The following is a 22455-nucleotide window of genomic DNA, read 5'->3' as shown; positions in this document are numbered from 1 at the left end:
ATCGAGGCTAGAAGAATCAGGGACGGACAACCACACACCCCACGTTTTGCGCGCGCAGCTGGGCGCAGGCCGACTTGGCCCGCGTCTCATCGGCGCCGGCGCCCTGCACCCGATAGAAGATGCCCTTCTCGCCCAGATCGACCTTGGCGACCTGCATCGACAGCCCGCCGAGCGCGTCGGGGTGGCGGCCGGCAAGGCGGCGCCATTCGGCCGCGGCCTCGCCTTCGCTGCGCACCGACGCCAGCTGGACACGCCAGCCGCCGCTGCCGCCGGCCGCCGGGGCGGGACCCGCCGCCGGCTTCGCCGGCTGCGGCGCCGCCTTGGACGGGGCGGCCGGCAGGGACGCGGCCTCCAGCTTGGCGATCAACTGCCCCACCGACGGGGCGGCATTCTGCTGCGCCGGCGGCGTGGCCGGCGGGGCGGGCGGCTTGGCGACCGAAGCGACCTGCTGCTGCGGAGCCGGTTTGGCCGGAGCGGCCGGGGGCTGCTGCGGCTTGGCGGCAACGCTGGGCGGAGTTTGGATGGCCGGGGCCTGCGCCGCCGGGGCCGGAACGACCGCTGTCGACGTGGCTGCGGGCAGACCGGGCACCGGTTCCGGCGCCGCAAGCGGAGCAGCCGCCGCGACCGCCGCGGCGACGCTGTCGCGCGGGACGGTGGCGGTGGCGCCCGGCGGCAGCTGGGCCACCGACGCCACCGAGGGCAGCGGCACCACGGCCGGCATCTGCGGCGTCACCACCGGACGCGGCAGCGGCACCTCCGGCGGCGGCAGCAGCCGTTCCACCTGATTGCCGCGGCCGCCGTCATGGTCGCGCAGCCGCTCATAGGCCAGGATGTCCTGGTGCGGCACCTCCATCCCGCCCGGCTGGTCGGGACGGGCCTTGGACGGGCCGGCTTCCGCGGTCAGCAGCGGCGGCCCGTCGCCGGACAGCCGCGACGGGCCGCGCAGCCCGATCACCGCCGCACCGGCGAACGTCACGACGCCGACCACGGCGAAGCCGAGCGCCAGCAGCCCGCGCCTGTTCGCGGACTGTCGGGGCGGCATCCCATAGGGATTGGCCGCGTAGTTGACGTCGCCGTCGTACTTCATGAACGCAATTCCTCCACCGGTTCCACGCCCATCACCGTCAGGCCCGAGGCGATGACCGTCGCCACCGCGGCGATCAGCGCCAGACGGGCCGTCGTCAGCTCCGCATCGCCTTCGATCAGGAAGCGCAGCGAGGCATCGTCGCGGCCCCGGTTCCACAGCGCGTGGAAGTCGCTGGCGAGGTCGTAGAGGAAGAAGGCGATGCGGTGCGGCTCATGCGCCTCGGCCGCCGCCTCGACCACGCGCGGCCAGGTGGCCATGCGCTTGGCGAGCGCCATCTCCTCCTCGGCGTCCAGACGGGCGAGGTTCGCTGCGGCGGCGAGCGAGGCCGGCGCCTGGTCCAGCTGCGGCAGGGCGGTCGCGGCATGGCGCAGCACCGAGCGGCAGCGGGCGTGGGCATACTGCACGTAGAAGACCGGGTTGTCCTTCGACTGCTCCGTCACCTTGGCGAAGTCGAAGTCCAGCGTCTGGTCGTTGCGGCGGGTCAGCATGATGAAGCGGACGACATCCTTGCCGACCTGATCGATGACGTCGCGCAGCGTCACAAAGGTGCCGGCGCGCTTGGACATCTTCACCGGCTGGCCGTTCTGCATCAGATGGACCAGCTGGCACAGCTTCACGTCCAGCTCGGCCTCGCCGCCGGAGATCGCCCGCGTCGCCGCCTGCATGCGCTTGACGTAGCCGCCATGGTCGGCGCCCAGCACGTCGATCAGCGACGCGGCACCGCGCCGGTACTTGTCGTAGTGATAGGCGATGTCGTTGGCGAAATAGGTGAAGGAGCCGTCGGACTTCTTCAGCGGCCGGTCGACGTCGTCGCCGAAGTCGCTGGACTTGAACAGGGTCTGCGGGCGCGGCTCCCAATCGTCGGGCTTCTTGCCCTTCGGCGGCTCCAGCACGCCGGTGTAGATCAGGCCGCGCTCCTCCAGCGCCGCCAGCGCCGTCTGAACGGCACCCGCCGTCACCAGCGCGCGCTCGCTGCTGTAAACGTCCATCGTGACGCCGAGGGCGCCCAGATCCTCGCGGATCCAGCCCATGATCATGCCGATGGCGAAGTCGCGGCAGGCCGGCAGCCATTCGGACTCGTCGGTGTCGACCCAGCGGTTGCCGTCGCGCGTCGCCAGGGCCTGGCCGACCTCCTTCAGATATTCGCCGGGATAGAGGCCGGCAGGGATCTCGCCGACCTGCTCGCCCAGCGCCTCGCGGTAGCGGATGAAGGTGGAGCGGCCCAGCACGTCGACCTGCGCGCCGGCATCGTTGATGTAATATTCGCGGGTGACGGCGTAGCCGGCCTTCTGCAGCAGCGCGGCCAGCGCGTCGCCGAACACGGCGCCGCGGCCATGGGCGGCATGCAGCGGGCCGGTCGGGTTGGCCGACACATACTCCACATTGACCGGGGTCTTGGCCCCCAGCTCGCTGTCGCCATAGGCGGCGCCGGCGGTCAGCACGTCGCGGATGCGGTCGCGCCAGACGTCCGGCGTCAGGCGCAGGTTGACGAAGCCCGGACCGGCGATCTCGACCGACGCCACGTCGGCGCGGCCCTTCAGCTTGGCGACCAGCAGCTCTGCCAGCGCGCGCGGCGCCATCTTCGCCGGCTTCGCCAGGATCATCGCGGCGTTGGTGGACAGGTCGCCATGCGAGGCCTCGCGCGGCGGCTCGACCGTCAGACGGCTGCTGTCCAGCCCGGCGGGGATGGCACCCTCGGCGGCCAGCTCTTCCAGCAGCTTGCGAATATCGGTCTCGAAGGCCTTGAAAATATTCATCGTCTCAGGTCGTCTTTTCAGGAGGTCACAGGAGCCTCACGGCTCAGGTCTTCGCGTTTCAGGTCTTCACATGCAGGTCGAACAACCGGTCATGTTCGGCCAGCGCGTAGCGGTCGGTCATGCCGGCGATGTAGTCGGCCACATGACGGGCGCGCACCGCAAGATCGGCGTCGCCCCCATTTTGGGCGATATCGCGCTGCCATTCGGTCGGCAGGGTATTGGGTTCGTCCATGAACAGCTGGAACAGTGCCCGCACCACGCGCTTGCACTTGCTCATCTCGCGGTTCACGCGATAGTGCCGGTACATGCGCTGGCGCAGGAAGGCGCGCAACGGCCGCTGCGCCTCCAGCATCCCGTCGGAGAAGCCGGCCATCGCCAGCGGCAGGGCGCGCAGTTCCGCCGCACTGCCCGGCCTGTGCTCCGCCAGCCGCCGCCGCGTCTCGGTCACCAGATCGACGACCATGGCGTTGATCATCCGCCGGATCGTCTCGTGGATCAGGCGCGAGCGCTCCAGCCCCGGATAGCGGTCGCAGACCTCGCGCACCAGCGGGCCGACCAGCGGCAGTTCCGCCACCTCGTCCACCGTGAACAGGCCGGCGCGCAGCCCGTCGTCGATGTCGTGGTTGTTGTAGGCGATGTCGTCGGCCAGCGCCGCCACCTGGGCCTCGGCCCCCGGATTGGTGTCCAGCTCCAGATCCCAGTCGCCCTGGAAGGCGGCGATGGTGGTCGGCAGGCGATGACCGGGATGCAGCGGCAGCAGCGGGCCGTTGTGCTTGACCACGCCCTCCAGCGCTTCCCAGGTCAGGTTCAGCCCGTCGAACTCGGCATAGCGCCGCTCCAGCCGCGTCAGGATGCGCAGGGTCTGGTCGTTGTGGGCGAAGCCGCCGAACGGCTCCATGCAGGCGTTCAGCGCCTCTTCCCCGGCATGGCCGAAGGGGGTGTGGCCAAGGTCGTGGGCCAGCGCCACCGCCTCCGCCAGATCCTCGTTCAGGCCCAGCGTGCGGCTGATCGAGCGGGCGATCTGCGCCACCTCCAGGCTGTGGGTCAGCCGGGTGCGGTAATAGTCGCCTTCGTGATAGACGAAGACCTGCGTCTTGTGCTTCAGCCGGCGGAACGCCCCGGAATGCACGATGCGGTCGCGGTCGCGCTGGAAGCACGAGCGCGTCGGGCTTTCCGGCTCCGCCACCAGCCGCCCGCGCGTGTCCGCCGGGTTGCAGCCATAGGGAGCCAGCCGATCGTGGGAACAGTCCGCCGTCATGGGGCGGACACTACCGGCGGGGAAACGCAGGTGCAACGGCGAAGGCGTGCTATGCCCAGGCGTTGGGCCAGCCGGCGGCGGAGCGTGCCAGATGCGCAACGCTTTCCCGCAACGGTGCCCATACTTTGACGAAGCCGTCGATCCCCCTTACATTTGTGCCCAACTCCCGCACCGCACCAGAGGGGCCATCCCATGCCCGACACCGCACTTCCCACCGAAACCCGCATCCTCGGCGTCAGCGAAAGCGCCGCCAGGCGCGTCGCCTTCCTGATCGAGCAAGAGGGCAATCCCAACCTGATGCTGCGCCTGACCGTGTCCGGCGGCGGCTGCTCCGGCTTCCAGTACGGCTTCACCTTCGACGAGACCGCGACCGGCGAGGACCATGTCTTCGAGAAGGATGGCACGAAGGTCGTCACCGACGACGCCTCGCTCGACCTGCTGGCCGGCGCGACGCTGGATTATGTCGAGGACCTGATGGGCGCCGCCTTCCAGATCAAGAATCCGAACGCCACCGCGTCCTGCGGCTGCGGCAACTCCTTCGCGGTCTGAGACCAGAAGAAAAAGAAAAGAAGGCAGGCCTTTTTCGTGAAGATCGCCACCTGGAACGTCAACTCGGCGAAGGCCCGCCTTCCGCTGATCACCGACTGGCTGCGCACGGCATCCCCGGACGTCGTGCTCTTCCAGGAAATCAAATGCGAGACCGCCGCCTTCCCCGCCGCGACCTTCGAGGACCTCGGCTACCACGTCAATGCCGTCGGGCAAAAGGCCTACAACGGCGTCGCAATGCTGTCGAAGGCCCCGGCGGAAGACGTGCTGACCCGCCTGCCGGGCGAGCCGGAGGACGAGCAGGCCCGCTATGTCGAGGCCACCGTGTCCGGCGTGCGCATCGCCTCGCTCTACCTGCCCAACGGCAACCCGGTGCCGGGCGAGAAGTTCGCCTACAAGCTGCGCTGGATGGACCGGCTGTACGACCACGCCAGCAAGCTGCTGGCGCAGGAAATCCCGGTGGTGCTGGGCGGCGACTACAACATCATCCCCGAGGCGCGCGATGTCTTCTCGCCGCAGGCCTTCGCCGGCGATGCGCTGTTCCGGCCGGAATCGAAGGCCAAGTTCCGCGCCCTGCTGAATCTCGGCCTGACCGAGGCCTACCGCGCCCTGCATGACGACGACCGCGCCTATACCTTCTGGGATTATCAGGCGGGCAGCTGGCCGCGCGACAACGGCCTGCGCATCGACCATTTCCTGCTGTCGCCGCAGGCCGCCGACCGTCTGGCCGGCTGCACCATCGACCGCGGCCCGCGCGGGTTGGAAAAGGCCTCCGACCACACTCCCGTCATCCTGGAACTGCGCGACGCCTGACCGGCGCAGGTGCGCCGGGTGTGGAAAGTCCGTGATAAAAGCATTTTGTTAAAAGTTTCGCTTCTACGATGACCACGCCGCCCGGCCGACGACCGGGCGGTGGCGGTCAACGGCAGAGCGTAGGGCGGGCATGGCGTGGGGGCGCGATATCGGTCGGGAGCGGGTGAAGTCTCTGCTGGCGGCATTGGAGCGTCAGGCGACCGAAGCCTCCCAGCTTGCCGACCGCGCCCAGCGCGACATGGGCGACGATCGCTTCGCCTCCTTCCTCGACTTCCGCCGCAAGGTGGAGGAGATCCGCGCCCTGTTCACCCTGACCGAGGAACATCTCCAAGGCGTGGACGAGTCGCGCCTGACCGACCTGCGCGCCGAGTTCGAGCGGATGGACCTTCTGCTGACCCGCATGCTGGCCCGCACGATGCGCAATTACTTCGCCAGCATGCGCGAGGACCAGGTCCTGCCCATCGGCGCCCGCGAGCTGTTCGAGCCCGAACTGCGCAGCATCGACCAGACCCGCACCCGCCTGCTGAGCCCCCGCTACGCCGACCGGGTGGCGCCGGAGATTCTCGACGATCTGGACGCCACGGCCGAGCTGATCCGCAAGACGATAGCCCGCGCGCCCAGCCTGCCCGACTTCTCCGACAGCCCCAGCCCGCCGAAGCCGACCCGCCGCCTGCGCACGCTGGGCCGCCCGATCCGCAATTGAGGGGCTGCGACTGACGGGCAAATCGCAGCAGTTTGCGCGCGACACTTGACCCACCGCGACGCATTCGCTACTCCCGTGGGCCGGAGGATGGGTGGCCGAGTGGTTTAAGGCTCCAGTCTTGAAAACTGGCGTAGGTGCAAGCCTACCGTGGGTTCGAATCCCACCCCATCCGCCAGCCTTCCTAAGTTTTTTCGGGCCTGCATTTTGCCGCATGACGCTGAGCGAAATGCCAATGCGCCACTCCACACCATGGTCCATAATGTGCATGGACATCGCGACCCTTTCCGGCATTTCATATACCTTCTTGATGAATTAGAGTACTGCCCACTAAGACCTTCATGAAGTACATGAATTTCAAATGCAGAAACGTTTGACAATAGATCAAGTGGATCAAACGCAGCCGGCTGCTGAATGGAAGCCGTTCTTGGCTGATTACGGCCGTCGACGGCACATGAGTTACACAATGGATTTCGACACGCGATGCTACTTATTTAATGAATTGGGCGAGGGGTGGAATGAAGCACTACGCCGGCAACATTTCGATAATCGCGAGCGTGTAAAATGTATGTTAGCTAGCGAGTTCGGTAGCGAAGACTTAGAGGGAAAAATCGCTAACTTTGTCGCTATCGGTACAAAGCCATTTTCCGTCGTCAGTTACCACAACGCTCTTTTTGATCAAGTTCGGCGAGCATTTGTGGTTGGAGCCTACTACCCTGCGCTGCTCGGTGCCTGCGCACTCGGTGAGCGCATCCTAAACCATCTGATCCTTGATCTGCGCGATTCTTATCGACACACTACAGAGTACCGAACCGTGTTCGGCAAGGATTCATTTGTTGATTGGATGAAAGCCATAGGAACTTTGGAGGCTTGGAGAGTTCTATTGCCCGGCGCTATCGACCAGTTTCGTGCACTCATGCTATTGCGCCACCGATCTGTCCATTTCAATGCATCAACCTACGCCACGCTGCGCGAGGACGCGCTCGCAGCAGTACTTCATATTCGCGAGATAATCGACCAGCAATTCACTGCTTTCGGCGCCCGTCCTTGGTTTATCGAAGGCACACGCGGTTTGGTCTTCATCAAGCGTGAATGGGAAGAAGACCCGTTCATTCGTGCTTTCTACCTACCAACCTGCCCGTTCGTTGGGCCGCACGTGGCCATCTCGTTCCAAAATGGCCTAAAATTCTATGACAAAAGCGACTACGGCGACGGGGACTGGAGCGACGAGGAATTTGCGGTCGCGTTTGAGACGCGTTCGTTTGGGGACGTGGTAAAGACGCCGGATAATGGACATCAGAATGCAATCCCTCCCTAACCTACAACTGAACAACGGCCGCTTTCAAAGTTACTTTAGGACCCCTTATTAGTTTGAGAAGGACATAAGTACCTGACATCAGGCGCAGTTAGTTGGTGCTCAGAAAGACCATTGGCATGCACTCAACTGCCAACAATTCACTACTAAGATCCTCAGATGCATAAATGGTTGCCGAAAAAGTGGCTCATCTGGTTCTCCGTATCGGGTGCGCGAACAACCTAGCAGCCCGTCCATTCCCACCCACGACAGCCCGCCCCCGCCTTGCTACAGTCCCTGTTCCTCGGACCTGTCCCGAACGGCTTGATCCGCAAGACAGACACAGACCAGAGACAAGGCACATGGACAAAGGCACGCCGAAGGCCATCCGGCTTCAGGACTATCGCCCGCCGGCGCATCTGATCGACACGGTCGACCTGTTCGTCGACCTGGGCGAGGATGTCACCACCGTCCGCGCGGTGCTCGCGATCCGCCGCAACCCCGACCGGCCGGAGGCGGCGACGGAACCGCTGTCGCTCGACGGGCAGAGGCTGGATCTGGTGTCGGTGGCGCTGGACGGCCGCACTCTGGGGCCGGACGAATACACCGTCACCCCCGATCACCTGATCGTGCTGGAGGTGCCGGCCAGCTATACGCTGGAAACAATCGTCCGCATCAAGCCGCAGGAGAACACCGCGCTGGAAGGGCTCTACAAGTCCTCCGGCAACTTCTGCACCCAGTGCGAGGCGGAAGGCTTCCGCAAGATCACCTATTTCGCCGACCGGCCGGACGTGATGGCGCGCTACAGCACCACCATCACCGCCGACAAGGCGCGCTATCCGGTGCTGCTGTCCAACGGCAATCTGGCCGAGTCCGGCGATCTTGAGGGCGGGCGCCACTGGGCGCGCTGGGAGGATCCCTTCCCCAAGCCCTGCTACCTGTTCGCGCTGGTCGCCGGCAGCCTCGTCCATGGCGAGGACCGCTTCCGCACCGCGTCGGGCCGCGACGTGACGCTGCGCATCTATGTCGAGCCGGGGAACGAGGACAAGATCGACCACGCCATGCGCTCGCTGATCAAGTCGATGCGCTGGGATGAGGAGGTCTATGGGCTGGAATACGACCTCGACATCTTCAACATCGTCGCGGTCGGCGACTTCAACATGGGAGCGATGGAAAACAAGTCGCTCAACGTCTTCAACACCAAATACATCCTGGCCAAACCGGAAACCGCGACCGACACCGATTTCCTCAACATCGAGGCGGTGGTCGCGCACGAGTATTTCCACAACTGGACCGGCAACCGCGTCACCTGCCGCGACTGGTTCCAGCTGTCGTTGAAGGAAGGGCTGACCGTCTTCCGCGACCAGGAATTCTCGGCCGACATGCATTCCCGCGCGGTGAAGCGCATCGCCGACGTCCAGGGGCTGCGCACCGTGCAGTTCCAGGAGGATGCCGGCGCCATGGCCCATCCGGTGCGCCCGGACAGCTATGTCGAGATCAACAACTTCTACACCCCGACCGTCTACAACAAGGGTGCGGAAGTCATCCGCATGATCCACACCCTGCTGGGGCCGGAAAACTACCGCAAGGGCACCGATCTCTACTTCCAGCGCCATGACGGGCAGGCGGTCACCTGCGACGATTTCGTCGCCGCCATGGCCGATGCCAGCGGCGTCGATCTGACCCAGTTCCAGTTGTGGTACCGCCAGTCCGGCACGCCCGAACTCGACATCGCCGGCAGCCATGATCCGGCGGCCGGGACCTTCACCCTGACGGTCAGGCAGACGGTGCCGCCGACGCCGGGCCAGCCGACCAAGCAGCCGATGCACATCCCGCTGGTCGTCGGCCTGCTCGGCCCCGACGGCCAGGACCTGCCGCTGCGCCTGGACGGCGAAGAGGAGGCCGCCGGCACCAGCCGCATCCTGCATGTCACGGCGGAAAGCCAGAGCTTCACCTTCCGCGACATCGCCGCCCGGCCGGTGCCGTCGCTGCTGCGCGGCTTCTCCGCCCCGGTGAAGCTGAAGACCGACCTGACCGACGCCGACCTCACCTTCCTGATGGCGCACGACAGCGACGCCTTCAACCGCTGGGAGGCCGGGCAGATTCTCGGCACCCGCATCCTGCTCGGCCTCGTCGCCGACAAGCAGGCCGGCCGCGATCCGGTGCTGCCGGAGGGCTATGCCGACGCCTTCGCCAAAATCCTGGACGATGCGGAGCGCGATCCCGCCTTCGCCGCCCAGGCGCTGGTGCTGCCGACGGAGGCCTATCTCGGCACCCAGATGCCGGTGGTCGATCCCGACGCCATCCATGCGGTGCGCGAATTCGCGCGCAAGACGATGGCCGGCCGCCTGCGGGCGCGCTTCCTCGACCTCTACCGCCGCAACAGCAGCCAGGAACCCTTCTCCGTCGATGCCGACGCCATCGGCAAGCGGGCGCTGAAGAATCTCTGCCTCGCCTATCTGATGGCGCTGGAGGACGACGAGGCGCTCGACCTCTGCCTGACGCAGTACCGCACCGCCCAGGGCATGACCGACGAGATCGCGGCGTTGCAGTTCCTGTCCAACGCCGCCTCGCCGGAAGGGGAGAAGGCGCTGGCCGACTTCTACGCCCGCTGGAAGGGCGAGGCGCTGGTGGTCGACAAGTGGTTCGGCGTACAGGCGATGTCCAACCGCGCCGACACGCTGGCCCGCGTCACCGCCCTGCTCGGCCATCCGGCCTTCGAGATCCGGAACCCGAACAAGGTCTATGCGCTGATCGGCGGCTTCGCCAACGGCAACCCGGTCCGCTTCCATGACGCGAGCGGTGCCGGCTACCGCTTCCTCGCCGATCAGGTGCTGCGCCTGGACCCGATGAACCCGCAGGTTGCGGCTCGTCTGATGGGTCCCTTCTCCCGTCTGCGGCGCTATGACGCGGCCCGCCAGGGGCTGATGAAGGCCGAACTGCAGCGAATCGTCGCCACGTCGGGACTGTCGCCGGACGTTTACGAGGTCGCGAGCAAGAGCCTGGCCGCCGCCGGCTGAGACTCGGGACCAAAGGACTATTCCCAAACGCAGGGGCTCAAAAGCAAAGGGCCGGTGGCATCGCCACCGGCCCTTTCGCCGTCCGCAGCGTCCCCCGGCCGCCGGACCGGGGGACAGCGGTCTTACTTCTGCTCAGACAGGAAGGCGATCAGGTCGGCGCGCTTGGCGTCGTCCTTCAGGCCGGCGAAAGCCATCGTGCCGCCCGGGACGATTTCCTTCGGCGCCTTGATGTAGGCGTCCAGGTTCTCCGCGGTCCAGACCAGACCGCCGGCGCCCTTTTCCTTCATCGGGGCGGAATACTTGAAGCCCTCGATCGAGGCGGCCGGACGGCCGACGACGCCGAACAGCGACGGGCCGACCTTGTTCTTGCCCTGCTCGGCGGTGTGGCAGGCCATGCAGACCTTGAAGACATCCTTGCCGGCGGCGGCATCGGCCGCCTGGGCGGCACCGGCACCCATCACGACCGCGGCGATGGCGGCAACGCCCATCAACAGCTTCTTCATTCTTCGGCTTCCCTTCCGATGGATCCACCGGCCGACGGCGCCGACCGGAATCGCGCGGCAGCATACACATTCCGAAAGGGTGTCAAACCCCTTTGATGCAGCCGTACGACCAATGAACAATCTGCCACGTCAACTCATCCAAGCAAGCGATACGAGCAGGACCACAACCACAAGAAGTGCAGCCCACGGCACGTAGAAATTGCCGCCGCCAACACCCGCGCCGCGCCCGACCGGCAGCGGCAGCGGGATCTCCGGCGGCACCTCCGCCATGCGGCTGGCAGGCTTCGCCGTGGGGGGAGCCGCCGGGGCGGGATCGGAATAGACAGCAGGGCGGACAGCCGGCTGGGGCGCCGCGGCGGCGGGCTCAGGCAGGGCGGCATCGACTGCCGGCGGGGCCTCAGCCGGGGCGGGACCGACGATCTGGGTGAAGCGGGCGAAGAACTCCTCCGCCATCTTGCGGGCGGTGGCGTCGACCAGCCGGGAGCCGATCTGCGCCAGCTTGCCGCCGACCTGGGCCTTGGCGGTGTAGCTCAGCAGCGTGGCGCCGCCATCGTCGGCCAGCGTCACCGTGGCGCCGCCCTTGCCAAAGCCGGCGGCACCGCCCGACCCTTCGCCGGTGATGGTGTAGCCGTTGGGCGGGTCGAGGTCCGACAGGGTGACCTTGCCGGCGAATTTGGCGCTGACCGGGCCGACCTTGGCGACGACCTTGGCCGTCATCTCGGTGTCGGACTGCCGGACCACCTCTTCGCAGCCGGGAATGCACTGGCGCAGGATGTCCGGATCGTTCAGCGCCGCCCACACCGCATCGCGGCTGGCCTCGATCCGGTGGCTTCCGCTCATGTCCATGGTTCGTGGTTCCTCCCACCCTGGTGGCAACCCGGATGCGCCCCGTTGCGGGCGTCGGTTCCCCGGCTGCGGCCGGGGTTACGGTCGAGAATATGGCATAACAGGGCGCGGCGACAGCCCCGGCCGCTTCATCTCAAAGTCTTAAGCCGCAGCGGGCATGGTCAGCCGGGTGGCGGCGCCATGCAGGTGCTGACGATCGGTGTGCAGGACGACAGCGAGGCGCCGGCCGGGTAGCTGACCTGCTCCACCGTGCCGCGCGGACCGATCACCACCGTCGCCTCGCATCCCGGAGCCGTACCGCCGCCGACCGGCACCCCGAAGCCGAGGCCAAGCCCGACGCCGCCGCTACCGCCGAAGCTGCCGGCCCCGATGCCGATGCTGCTGCCGGGGCTGTAGGCCACCGCCGGATGGGCGACATAGGTGTAATATTCGCGCCCCGACGCGGTCGCCTGCCGGTCCGGCACGCCGGCGCAGGCCAGCAGGTCGGCCTTGGGCATGCCGACCATGGCGGTCTGGGCGCGGCGCGCGATCTCCGGGTCGGGACCGGTGGCGCAGCCGGCAAGGAGGACGGCCGTGCCGCCGAGAAGGATCATCGCAGCGCCCACGGTCCTTGCCATACCCTTGTCTCGGCCCATCTCTCGTCCTCCACCAGAATATCGTGTCATCGCCGGGTTCTTCTCAACCGGTTGATACAGTGCTGAAACCCCGCCGCTGCCCGTCCGTTCCCGGACGGCGCCGGGCGATGCGGACTTGCGGCCCGGAAGTGACGGGCGGGTCCGGATTTGCTAGGAGTCCCGCTCCCTGCCCATACCAGCATATCGGGACCGCCGACGCCATGGCCGAGCTTACGCCCCCCTCCCCCTCCTCATCGACCTCCGCCGCGACGGTGTATCTCGCGCTCGGCGGCAATATGGGCGACCGCGCCGCCAACCTCGCCGAGGCGATCCGGCGGCTGGGCGGTGCGGTGCGGATCGACGCGCAGTCCGCCCTCTACGAGACGGCGCCGATGTATGTGACGGACCAGCCGGCCTTCCTGAACATGGCGGTGCGCGGCACCACCGAGCTGGAGCCGGCGGCCTTGCTGCGCGTCCTGAAGGAGATCGAGGCCTCGCTGGGCCGCGACCTGGGCGGCCTGCGCTTCGGCCCGCGGCCCATCGACGTCGACATCCTGCTCTACGCCGACCGGGTGGTGGCGGCGCCGGATCTGGAGATCCCCCATCCCCGCATGGCGGAACGCGCCTTCGTTCTCTGCCCGCTGGCCGACATCGCCGCCGACATCGTCCACCCGCTGCTGAACCGGCGGATCGACGCGCTGTGCGACGAGGTGCCCGGTCGCGAAACCGTCGTCCGCATCGCCGAAGCGCTGTGATTCGGGCGGCCGGAGCGCGGTGGCAAGCGGCCTCCGCACCGCTTATAGTGCCGGCCTGAACGCAACGCCGGCGCCCGCTCGCCGGCCGGGAGAGTGTGTTGTCGGACGATAGCGTGAAACGGACCCTGCTGGTCCAACCGGGCGGTGCGCCGCTCACCTACACCATCCTGGTGCGCGGCTTCGCCGCCGCGGTGGCGCTCGCCGGCCGCACCGACCGGCCGGAGGTCGGTTTCGACCTGACGTTGACCGTCACCCATCCCGGCCCCGGCTTTCCCGACGACATCGCCGCGGTGATGTCTTACGAGGATATTGTCGAAGACTTGCGTCGTCTTTGTGGCGAATCCAATGTACCCGGCGCCGATTATTTGGCGGACCGCGCCGCGGATTTGTGCCTGTCTCATGCCAAGGTGAGGCGGGTGCAGGTCGATGTCGCCATTCCTGCGGCCGACTCGGGCGGTCCGACCGCCGGCGCCAGCCTGACGCGGGCACGGCCGGGGCAGGGTTGAGCGGCCGACCCCCCGGCCGCGCGCCCTAATACTGGAATACACAAAGATATAGCGGCTGTTGACAAAAGGACGGGTGACAATACCACTCCGTCTGAGTTATGGTCGCCATATTGTATTTCAGACCCACAATCCGGACCGAAGGGGGTATATCCCTGGAGGCAATCCGGACACCGAAAGCCGAGACGAGCGCGCAGCAGGGATTAGGCCAATCGCCATTGCCGGCTTCGTCCGTCCGCCGATCCCCCTTCAGGGACGGCTGCGGCACCCGGAGGCCGGACACTAAGGGAGGGACGCATGGACCGAAACACGACGCCGACCCTTTCCGAACTGCTCGAAGATCCGATCGTGATCGCCGTTATGGTGCGCGATGGGATCAGCCCCGACAGTGTCCAGCAGCTTTTCGAGCGCCTCCGCCGGAGCCGTCGAGTACAGGAAGAGCGGCTCGCCGCCTGACCTGCGGGACTCTTGATCCGGGCGTCGCAGACGCCCCGAGATAGATGCGTCACGGACGCCCCGACATAGGTGCCGGATAAGGCCCGGTCAGGCAAATCGGCTGGAATCCACGACAGCGAAACGCCGCCCTCCCCTGGAGAGCGGCGTTTCGCATTTCCCGGGACAGGCGCTTCACCCCTCTAGAACCGCGCGCACCACCTCCATCACCTCGGCCGGGGTGAAGGGCTTGCGCAGGGTGCGGTGCGCGCCCAGCGCCTCCGCCACCGGCAGCACGTCCAGCGACGCACGGGCGCCGCCGCCGGAAATCGCAATGATCTTCAGCGACGGCGCGCCGCGCCGCAGCTCCATGATCGTCGCCAGCCCCTCCTGGTTCGGCATGAAGATGTCGGTGATGACGAGGTCGAGCGGGCTGTCGGGGGGACGGTTGCGGAACCGCTCCATTCCCTCCACCCCGTCGCTGGCACCGACCGCCTCATGGCCGGCCATCGTCAGCGTGCGCAGCAGAACCGCACGCGCAACGTTGTCGTCATCGATGATCAGAACATTCGCCACCACACCGCTCCCGTCATTCGGCCGGATGGGGCGCACCGTGGCCCTGCCCACCGCCATGTCCACTGGCCGCCTGCTCCGCCTCGCCGGTGTCATCCTGCATCGGCTTCTTGCGGGCAAGATAGCTGTAAACGGTCGGCACGACGAACAGGGTCAGCAGCGTGCCGAGCGTCATGCCGCCGACGATGACGGCGCCGATGGCCTGCCGGCTTTCGGCACCGGCCCCCTTGGCATAGGCCAGCGGCACCGCCCCCAGCACCATGGCGCCGGTGGTCATCAGGATCGGGCGCAGGCGCAGCACGGCCGCCTCCTCCACCGCCTTGCGGATATCGGTCCCGGCGCGCTGGAGCTGGTTGGCAAACTCCACGATCAGGATGCCGTGCTTGGTGATCAGCCCGACCAGCGTGACGAGGCCGATCTGGCTGTAGACGTTCATCGTCCCGCCGCTCATCTGCAAGGCCGCCAGCGCGCCGGTCATCGACAGCGGCACCGTCAGCATGATGACGAAGGGGTCGACGAAGCTCTCGAACTGCGCCGCCAGCACCAGATAGATGAAGGCCAGCGCCAGGATGAAGACGAAGTAGAGCCCGGTCGCCGATTCGCGGAACTCGCGGCTCTGGCCGGCATAGTCGGTCTGGGCGGTTGCCGGCAGCACCTTGTTCGCCGCCGCCTGCATGACGGCCAGCGCCTCGCCCAGCGAGGTCCCCGGTGCCAGCGTCGCGGTGATGGTGGCGGAGCGCAGCTTGTTGAAGTGGTTCAGTTCCTTCGGCGCCACCCGCTCCTCGACCTTCACCAGATTGGCGAGCGAGATCATCTGCCCCGCTCCCCCGGTCGCACTGGTGCCGCCGCGCACATAGATGCCGGCGATGTCGTCCGGGTTGCGGCGGTCGACGTTGGCCACCTGGACGATCACGTCATACTGCTTGCCGTCCTTCTTGAAGCGCGTCACCTGCCGGCCGCCCAGCAGGGTTTCCAGCGTGCGGCCGACGGTGTCGACATCCACCCCCAGGTCGGCCGCCTTGTCGCGGTCCAGCGACACCCGCAGTTCAGGCTTGTTCAGCTTCAGATCGGTGTCGAGATTGGTCAGGCCGGGGAAGTTGCGCGCCTCCGCCATCATGGCGTTGACCATCGCCTGCAACTCCTCGAAGGGCAGCGAGGTCTGGATGACGAAATTGACCGGCTTGTCGATCGGGCTCTGCCCCAGCGACGGCGGGTTGGTGACGAATCCCAGGATGCCGGGGATGCCGAACATCTTGGGGAACAGCTGGGCAGTGATCGCCTGCTGCTTCACCTCACGCTCGTCCCAGTCGATCAGGCGGACGAAGGCGATGCCCTGGTTGACCACCGGGAAGCCGACGACGACGAAGAACTTCTCCAGCACCGGGATCTGGCGGAACAGCGCCTCCATCCGCTGGGCATAGCCCATGGTGTAGTCGAGCGTGGAGCCTTCCGGCGCGATGGCGATGCCGACGATGGTGCCGCGGTCTTCGACCGGCGACAGCTCCGATTTCAGGCCGGTGAACAGAAAATAGCTGGCGGCGGCGACGCCCAGCCCGATCAGCAGCACCAGCGGCCGTGCCCGCAGGGACAGGCGCAGCAGCCTGCGGTAGCCGTTGGTCATCCCCTCCAGGAAGCGTTCGATGGCGCGGTAGAGCAGCCCATGCTTGGTCTCGTGCTTCAGCAGTTTGGAGCACATCATCGGCGACAGGGTCAGCGCGACGAAGCCGGACACGATCACCGCGCCGGCCAGCGTCAGGGCGAACTCGGTGAACAGCCGCCCTGTACGCCCGGTCATGAAGCCGATGGGGGCGTACACCGCCGCCAGCGTGATGGTCATGGCGATGACGGCGAAGCCGATCTCGCGCGATCCCTTCAGCGCCGCCTGGAAGGGGTTCATCCCCTCTTCGACATAGCGGAAGATGTTCTCCAGCATGACGATGGCGTCGTCGACGACGAGGCCGATGGCCAGCACCATCGACAGCAGGGTCAGCGTGTTGATCGAGAAGCCCAGCGCGTACATCAGGGCGAAGCCGCCGATCAGCGACACCGGGATAGTCACCAGCGGCACCAGCGTCGCCCGCAGCGAGCGCAGGAAGAAGAAGATGACCAGAACGACGAGGATGATCGCTTCGAAGATGGTGTGGAACACCGCGTCGATCGACTTGGCGATGAAGACGGAACTGTCGTACCCGACATCCACCCCCATGCCGTCCGGCACCGCCGCGCGGATCTTGGGCAGCGCGTCGTTGACCGCCTTCGACACGTCCAGCGGGTTGGCGGTGGATTGCTTCACCACGCCGATGGCGACGGCGCCGCGGCCGTTGAAGCGGGCGCTGACCCGCTCGTCCAGCGCACCCAGCTCCGCCCGGCCGACATCGCGCAGACGGACCAGATAGCCTGAATCATCGCGCAGGATGATGGCCTCGAACTCCGCCGGGCTGCGCAGATCGGTTTCCGACACCACGGTGAACTCGCGCGCCACGCTTTCGACGCGGCCGGCCGGAATCTCGACATTCTGCCGGCGCAGCGCGTTCTCGACATCCTGCGGCGTCACCCGGTAGGCGGCCATCCGCTGCGGGTCGAGCCACAGCCGCATGGCGAAGCGGCGCTCGCCGAAGATGCGCACCTGCGCCACGCCGGGCAGGTTCTGCAACCGGTCCTTGACGTAGCGGTCGGCGAAATCGGTCACCTCCAGCGGCGAATGCCGGTCGGAGGAGAAGGCGAGATAGATGATCGGCTGGGCGTCAGCCTCGACCTTGGCGATCACCGGCTCGTCGATCTCGCTGGGCAACTGGGCGCGGACGCGGCCCACCCGGTCGCGCACGTCGCTGGCGGCGACATCGACGTTGCGGTCCAGCCGGAAACGCAGGGTGATCTGCGACTTCTCCGCCCGGCTGATCGAGGACATCACGTCGATGCCCTCGATGCCGGCAAGGCTGTCCTCCAGCGTCTGGGTGACCTGGCTTTCGATGATCTGGGCCGAGGCACCCTTGTAGGTCGTCTCCACCGTGACGACCGGCTCGTCGATCTTGGGATATTCGCGCACCGACAGGCGCTGGTACGACACGATGCCGATCAGCATCAAAGCGAGGCTCATCACCGTCGCCAGGACGGGACGGCGGATGGAAATGTCGGAGAGGACCATCGACTTAGCTCCCGGCCGGCTTGGCCGGCAGAACCGTCACCGGCACGCCGTCGCGGATCTTCAGCTGGCCGGCGGTGACCACCATGTCGCCGGGAGCGAGGCCCTTGGCGATCTCCACCTCGGCGTTGCGGCGTTCGCCCAGCACGACGCGGGTCTGGACCACCTTGCCGTCCACCACCTTGAAGACGAACTGGTCCTTGCCGAAGGCGACGATGGCCTGTTCGGGGATCAGCACGGCGTCGGGCACCGTGGTCAGCGTCAGCGACACGCGGGCGAACAGGCCGGGGCGCAGCGAGCCGTCGGGATTCGGCACGCGGGCGCGGATCGCCAGGGCGCGGCCGTTCACATCGACCAGCGGGTCGATGGCGTACACCGTGCCATCGAAGCTGCGCCCGCCGAAGGCGTCCACCGCCACCCTCACCGTCTGGCCGACCTTCACCGCCGGCAGGAACATCTCCGGCACGCGGAAGTCCAGCTTGAGGGTGTCGATGTCCTCCAGATTGACGATGTCCTTGCCGGCCTGGACGAAGTCGCCGACCGACGCCTTGCGCAGGCCGAGAACCCCGTCGAAGGGAGCGGCGATCACCTGCTTGTCGAGCTGCGCCCTGGCCAGCTGCACCGCCGCCTCGTCGGCCAGCAGCTTGGCCGAGGCCTGCTCCCGGTTGCGCAGGGGGCCGGTGTTCTGGCGGACCAGCTGGTCGGCGCGTGACAGCTCGGCGCGGGAGAAGGCGATGCTCGCCTGCGCCTGGGCCAGGGTGGCGCGGGCGATGGCGTCGTCCAGCCGGACCAGCACCGTGCCCTTGGCGACGCGCTGCCCCTCCTTGAAGGCGATCTCGCTGATGCGGCCGGCGATCTCGGGCCGGACGACCACCGATTCGTTGGACAGCAGCGAGCCGACGGCGGTCACCGTCCGCTCGACCGTGCCGACGCGGACCTGAGCGGCCTCCACCGGCATCGGCGGGGCGCCCCCCGGCGGCTTGGCTGCCCCGGCGGCGCCACCGGAGGCGCCGCCCTGGGCCGGTGCGCCGCCGGAAATGGCACCGTTCACCATCGCCGTCAGACCGGCAACGGTCCCGCCCTGCTTCACGAAATACCAGTAGGCCCCGCCGGCGAGTGCCGCCAGGACGAGGAGTGCAGCGATGCGAAGCGTGTGGCGCATGGGGCCGGGATCCGGACGGGTTTCGCTTTGCCGCAGCGCAACCGACGGGGGCACCGGGCAAACTGAACTATATCGTTCAGTTCACATCCGGAGTCGAGAAGGTTCAGCGATCCGAACCGTCTCTATGCACCGCATCTTTATGACCGCCTATCCCTTAGGTCTTTGCGGTTTCGAGCTTTCCCGCCCGCATCGGCACCGTCCGGCCGCCGCACAGCGTCACCCACAGGTCGGCCGGATCGCCGGCCATCGGCGGAATATCTGCGTCCATACGCCGCACCTCGCCGCCGTCGAGGTCGAGTCCCGGCGCGCAGCAGGGCGACTCGCCGGCCGGCACCAGGGCGCGGACCCGGCCGTTCTCGATCCGGATATCGCGCAACCCGTCGTGAACGCGCGCGTTCTTCAGCCAGAATTTTCCATTGGCGGGGATGCGGGCGAGGCAGCAGGTCGGGGCATTCATGGGAGTTTACCCGTGTCCGGTCCGGCGATGTGCGACGCAACAAAGCTGACACAGAATGGTAAAGCAAAGCCAGCGGGAGCTTGGCGGTTCAGGTCTTTACCCCCACTCCAGCACCAGGAATTCCTGGAAATTGGCGCAGCGGCCGGCCTTGAACGCAGCCTCATAGGCGGCATTGCGGGCGCGCTTGGCGGCGATGGCCTGGGTGAAGCGCCGGCGAAGCCCGTCGTCCCGGATGCCCAGCCCGTCGCCGTCCAACCGGTCCAGCACATGGCGGTAGCAGCGCTCCGCCCGCGCGCCGCTGTCGGCGGAAAAGGTGATGGAGCCGGCGCGCTGGCGGTATTCATAGAAGGGCGTCGCCACCAGCGGCACCGGCCCGGCGGCGTCGAGAAGCCGGACGTTGAAGACCACATCGTCGCAGAAATCCACGTCGTCGTCCCAGCCCGGCACCAGATCGCGCCGCACCACCGGGAACATCGGCACGGAGGTCGCCAGGAAGCCGTCGCCATCCAGCAGGGCCGGCGCCTGCCCGTCCTCATACAGGTGCTGCAGCGGCGAATCGTCCTCGTCGCGGACCACGGCGACATTGTCGAAGGCGGCGCCGTTGCCGAGCGCCAGCGGCACCAGCGCGGACAGCCGGCCGGGGCGGAAACGGTCGTCGGCATCCAGCGGCGCCAGCAGCTCCAGCCGCGCCGCTGCCAGCCCGGCGTTGCGCGCCGCGGGCGCCCCGGCGCCCACCCGGCCGGTGCCGGTGAAGACCAGCCGCGGATCGTCGATCCCGGCGGCCCGCAGGGTCGGACGGTAGTCGGTGCCATCGTCGCTGACGATCACCGCCTCCCATGCCGTCCAGTCCTGCTCCAGCAGGCTCCGCACCGCGCGGGCGATGGTGTCGTGGGCGCGGTGGGCCGCGATGATGACGGAAACGCCGAAGGAGGGGTCCTGCCCTGTTCCAGTCCCGCCCATAGCACTGCACTCCAGGCCCGTCCGCCGGCAGAGTTTGGCGTCGCTACGCAAAGGTCGTCAATGGCCTGAACAGGATTTCGCGCCTCCCCTTACCGGCGGCGTTGCCGCATGGTAGGAAGGGTGGTCGTGCCTGCGATGTCGGAGAGGACAGCCTTTTGTCGGACGGGTGGAACGGTGGAACATCGCCGGGAAACTGTTGCACGGCGTTTCAAACGTCCCATCCGGAGGCGGCCCGACCCATCGATTTTGGCCCGGCGGACGTTGAACATGAAGCCCGGACGGGCTATGTGGTGAAGCAGGCAAGGCGCATGCGGCAGCGGGACAGCGGTCGGGGCATTCCTCCGGCGGCGAATCCCGGTCCCGATACCCCGCTTCCGATACCAGGGAGAAGAACATCAATGGCGCAGGTCGGATACACCCGGTTCGACGATGAACCCGAAAAGGAACCGGACGAGAAGTCGAAGGAAAGCGCCCAGCCGCAGTTCGCCGCCGTGCAGCAGAGCCTGTTCAAGGCGCGCACGGTCCTGATCTTCGGTCAGATCGACATGAAGCTGGCGCAGGTCGTGTCGGCCCAGCTGCTGGCGCTCGCGCATGAGAACGACGACGACATCACCGTCGTGGTCAACTCGCCGGGCGGCCATGTCGAGGCGGGCGACACCATCCACGACATGATCCGCTTCATCAAGCCGCGGGTGAAGATGCTGGGCACGGGCTGGGTCGCCAGCGCCGGCTGCCACATCTATCTGGCGGCGAAGAAGGAAGACCGCTTCTGCCTGCCCAACACCCGCTTCCTGATCCACCAGCCGCTGGGCGGAACGGGCGGCCGGGCGACGGACATCGCCATCGAGGCGAAGGAAATCATCCGCATGCGCGAGCGTCTGAACAAGATCATCGCGCGTGAGACCGGGCAGACGTTCGAGAAGGTCGCCAAGGATACGGACCGCAACTATTGGATGCTGGCCGACGAGGCCAAGGAATACGGCATCGTCAGCCACGTCATCGACACGATGGACGAGCTGAAGTAAAAGTTCCGCCTCAGCCGGAAGAAACCGGGCCTTTCTCCCGATGGGAGGAAGGCCCTTTTTCTTTTGGAAAATGTGAAACTTATCGGTCGGCAGCGGCGTTGATCCGCCACAACATCCACGAAAGATGGAGCCAACCGATGAAACGCTATCTCGTTCTGGGCTGCACCGCCGCGCTGCTCGCCGCCACACCCGCGCTCGCCGCCTCGGACCACAGCGTGACCAAGTCGACCAACCCGTCGGTTGCGGCAATCGACGACAGCGTCGACCCGGCTCTGATGAAGCTGCATGTCGACCAGCTGAAGGGCAAGGACATCTACGGCGCCAAGGGCGAGAACATGGCGGAGGTCGAAGACGTCGTCCGCTACAACAACAAGCTCTATGCCGTGATCGACGTCGACCACACCATCGACGTCAGCGACAAGGACGTGATCCTGCCGCTGAACAAGCTGCACATGAAGGGCGACAAGCTCACCCTCGACATGACCGAGCAGCAGCTCCAGGGCCTGGAGAAATGGCAGAAGGGCCGTTACGAGACCGTGAAGGGCAAGGGTCCGCTGAGCGAACTGTCGCGCTGAGTCTGCCCATGGAAAAAGGCGGCGGAGGGAACGCCCTCCGCCGCCTTTTCCTTTTTGGAGGGATGCCTGCCCTGGACCGACAGGTTCAGCCCTAGACCGACAGGTTCAGCAAAGAACCGCGCGGCTGGTAGCCCTGCGCATTCACCCGGGCGGCGAGCGTTCCCGCGGTGGTGTCGACGGCCTGATTGCCCTGGGTCGCGGTGCGGGCGTCGCGGGTCTGGTCCGACTTGCCGGCCGCCTGGGGAGCCGCGACGGTCTGCGTCCGCACCGCAGGCGCGGTCTGCTGCGCCGCCTGGACCGCTGGGGACATGGCGACCTGCGCCGCGGGCGTCAGCTGCGGGGTTGGCTTCAGCGTCTGGAAGGACGGTATGGCCGGGTTGACTTGCATGGTCGAATTATGCGCTCACCCGGCGCAGGATTCAAGACGCCCAGC

General features: G+C 66.9%; 22 protein-coding genes and 1 tRNA gene. 11 read left to right on the top strand and 12 right to left on the bottom strand.

All coding sequences use genetic code 11. The annotated features are described in order from the left end of the window. Positions 1 to 16 precede the first annotated feature (16 nt). From VH569_RS24055 to VH569_RS24045, 3 genes are read right to left on the bottom strand one after another with little or no spacing between them, the layout of a single operon-like run. Positions 17 to 1087 carry an SPOR domain-containing protein gene (locus VH569_RS24055; RefSeq protein ID WP_423318533.1) on the bottom strand — a complete coding sequence of 357 codons (1071 nt, stop codon included), beginning with the start codon at positions 1085 to 1087 and terminating at the stop codon, positions 17 to 19. Further along, positions 1084 to 2844, bottom strand: coding sequence for an arginine--tRNA ligase (gene argS, locus VH569_RS24050; protein ID WP_423318531.1), 1761 nt, complete (start codon positions 2842 to 2844; stop codon positions 1084 to 1086). The genes VH569_RS24055 and argS overlap by 4 nt, the downstream gene beginning before the upstream one ends. Positions 2845 to 2902: 58 nt before the next feature. Continuing rightward, positions 2903 to 4102 (bottom strand): deoxyguanosinetriphosphate triphosphohydrolase, encoded by a 1200-nt coding sequence (locus tag VH569_RS24045; protein WP_423318529.1) that lies wholly within the window; start codon positions 4100 to 4102, stop codon positions 2903 to 2905. Between the two features lie 192 nt (positions 4103 to 4294). Between VH569_RS24045 and erpA the strand changes: the two genes are divergently transcribed. The 6 genes from erpA (at position 4295) to pepN (ending at position 10475) form a co-directional block, all read left to right on the top strand. Continuing rightward, on the top strand, positions 4295 to 4651 hold the full coding sequence (gene erpA / locus VH569_RS24040) for an iron-sulfur cluster insertion protein ErpA (RefSeq protein ID WP_377810852.1): 357 nt from the start codon (positions 4295 to 4297) through the stop codon (positions 4649 to 4651). A gap of 36 nt (positions 4652 to 4687) precedes the next feature. Then, positions 4688 to 5461, top strand: a complete 774-nt coding sequence (gene xth, locus VH569_RS24035) for an exodeoxyribonuclease III (protein WP_423318527.1) — start codon at positions 4688 to 4690, stop codon at positions 5459 to 5461. 130 nt (positions 5462 to 5591) lie between these two features. Beyond that, positions 5592 to 6164 (top strand): hypothetical protein, encoded by a 573-nt coding sequence (locus tag VH569_RS24030; protein ID WP_423318525.1) that lies wholly within the window; start codon positions 5592 to 5594, stop codon positions 6162 to 6164. An 85-nt stretch (positions 6165 to 6249) separates the two neighbouring features. Then, positions 6250 to 6339, top strand: a tRNA-Ser gene (locus VH569_RS24025). Positions 6340 to 6627: 288 nt separating this feature from the next. Next, a complete protein-coding gene (locus tag VH569_RS24020) occupies positions 6628 to 7479 on the top strand; it encodes a hypothetical protein (RefSeq protein WP_423318524.1) in 852 nt (283 codons plus the stop codon). 338 nt (positions 7480 to 7817) lie between these two features. Then, complete coding sequence (gene pepN, locus VH569_RS24015) at positions 7818 to 10475, top strand: aminopeptidase N (protein WP_423318523.1); 2658 nt, start codon at positions 7818 to 7820, stop codon at positions 10473 to 10475. Between the two features lie 122 nt (positions 10476 to 10597). Here the strand turns inward: pepN and VH569_RS24010 are convergent, their stop codons facing one another. The 3 genes from VH569_RS24010 to VH569_RS24000 form a co-directional block, all read right to left on the bottom strand. Continuing rightward, the gene (locus VH569_RS24010; RefSeq protein ID WP_109048171.1) at positions 10598 to 10978 is read right to left on the bottom strand and encodes a c-type cytochrome; all 381 of its coding nucleotides are present in this window, start codon (positions 10976 to 10978) and stop codon (positions 10598 to 10600) included. Positions 10979 to 11107: 129 nt separating this feature from the next. Then, the gene (locus VH569_RS24005) at positions 11108 to 11824 is read right to left on the bottom strand and encodes an SRPBCC family protein (protein ID WP_423318521.1); all 717 of its coding nucleotides are present in this window, start codon (positions 11822 to 11824) and stop codon (positions 11108 to 11110) included. Positions 11825 to 11985: 161 nt separating this feature from the next. Next, positions 11986 to 12441: a hypothetical protein gene (locus VH569_RS24000; protein WP_395454622.1), complete on the bottom strand. Its 456-nt coding sequence runs from the start codon at positions 12439 to 12441 to the stop codon at positions 11986 to 11988. 218 nt (positions 12442 to 12659) lie between these two features. Here VH569_RS24000 and folK point away from each other — a divergent pair, with 218 nt between their 5' ends. The 3 genes from folK to VH569_RS23985 all read left to right on the top strand — a co-directional run bounded on the left by folK (position 12660) and on the right by VH569_RS23985 (position 14152). Beyond that, positions 12660 to 13193 carry a 2-amino-4-hydroxy-6-hydroxymethyldihydropteridine diphosphokinase gene (gene folK, locus VH569_RS23995; RefSeq protein ID WP_423318519.1) on the top strand — a complete coding sequence of 178 codons (534 nt, stop codon included), beginning with the start codon at positions 12660 to 12662 and terminating at the stop codon, positions 13191 to 13193. 98 nt (positions 13194 to 13291) lie between these two features. Beyond that, complete coding sequence (locus tag VH569_RS23990) at positions 13292 to 13699, top strand: hypothetical protein (RefSeq protein WP_423318517.1); 408 nt, start codon at positions 13292 to 13294, stop codon at positions 13697 to 13699. A 294-nt stretch (positions 13700 to 13993) separates the two neighbouring features. Next, positions 13994 to 14152, top strand: a complete 159-nt coding sequence (locus VH569_RS23985) for a hypothetical protein (RefSeq protein WP_167421726.1) — start codon at positions 13994 to 13996, stop codon at positions 14150 to 14152. A 171-nt stretch (positions 14153 to 14323) separates the two neighbouring features. Here VH569_RS23985 and VH569_RS23980 read toward each other — a convergent pair whose 3' ends face one another. From VH569_RS23980 to VH569_RS23960, 5 genes are all read right to left on the bottom strand, one after another. Then, positions 14324 to 14704: a response regulator gene (locus VH569_RS23980; protein ID WP_423318515.1), complete on the bottom strand. Its 381-nt coding sequence runs from the start codon at positions 14702 to 14704 to the stop codon at positions 14324 to 14326. Between the two features lie 13 nt (positions 14705 to 14717). Next, positions 14718 to 17846 (bottom strand): efflux RND transporter permease subunit, encoded by a 3129-nt coding sequence (locus tag VH569_RS23975; RefSeq protein WP_423318513.1) that lies wholly within the window; start codon positions 17844 to 17846, stop codon positions 14718 to 14720. Positions 17847 to 17850: 4 nt separating this feature from the next. Further along, entirely contained in the window at positions 17851 to 19005 is a 1155-nt protein-coding gene (locus tag VH569_RS23970) for an efflux RND transporter periplasmic adaptor subunit (protein ID WP_423318511.1), read from the bottom strand. Positions 19006 to 19159: 154 nt separating this feature from the next. Next, positions 19160 to 19462, bottom strand: coding sequence for a hypothetical protein (locus VH569_RS23965; RefSeq protein ID WP_423318509.1), 303 nt, complete (start codon positions 19460 to 19462; stop codon positions 19160 to 19162). A gap of 96 nt (positions 19463 to 19558) precedes the next feature. Continuing rightward, positions 19559 to 20422: a glycosyltransferase gene (locus VH569_RS23960; RefSeq protein WP_423318508.1), complete on the bottom strand. Its 864-nt coding sequence runs from the start codon at positions 20420 to 20422 to the stop codon at positions 19559 to 19561. A 398-nt stretch (positions 20423 to 20820) separates the two neighbouring features. Between VH569_RS23960 and VH569_RS23955 the strand changes: the two genes are divergently transcribed. After that, entirely contained in the window at positions 20821 to 21447 is a 627-nt protein-coding gene (locus VH569_RS23955; protein WP_423318506.1) for an ATP-dependent Clp protease proteolytic subunit, read from the top strand. 137 nt (positions 21448 to 21584) lie between these two features. After that, positions 21585 to 22022: a PRC-barrel domain-containing protein gene (locus tag VH569_RS23950; RefSeq protein ID WP_423318504.1), complete on the top strand. Its 438-nt coding sequence runs from the start codon at positions 21585 to 21587 to the stop codon at positions 22020 to 22022. Positions 22023 to 22113: 91 nt separating this feature from the next. Here VH569_RS23950 and VH569_RS23945 read toward each other — a convergent pair whose 3' ends face one another. Continuing rightward, positions 22114 to 22410, bottom strand: a complete 297-nt coding sequence (locus VH569_RS23945) for a hypothetical protein (RefSeq protein WP_423318503.1) — start codon at positions 22408 to 22410, stop codon at positions 22114 to 22116. Positions 22411 to 22455 lie beyond the last annotated feature (45 nt).

Source organism: Azospirillum sp. 11R-A, from assembly GCF_049472615.1.
Lineage (GTDB): Bacteria > Pseudomonadota > Alphaproteobacteria > Azospirillales > Azospirillaceae > Azospirillum > Azospirillum palustre.
This window is presented reverse-complemented; position numbering and strand designations above follow the sequence as displayed.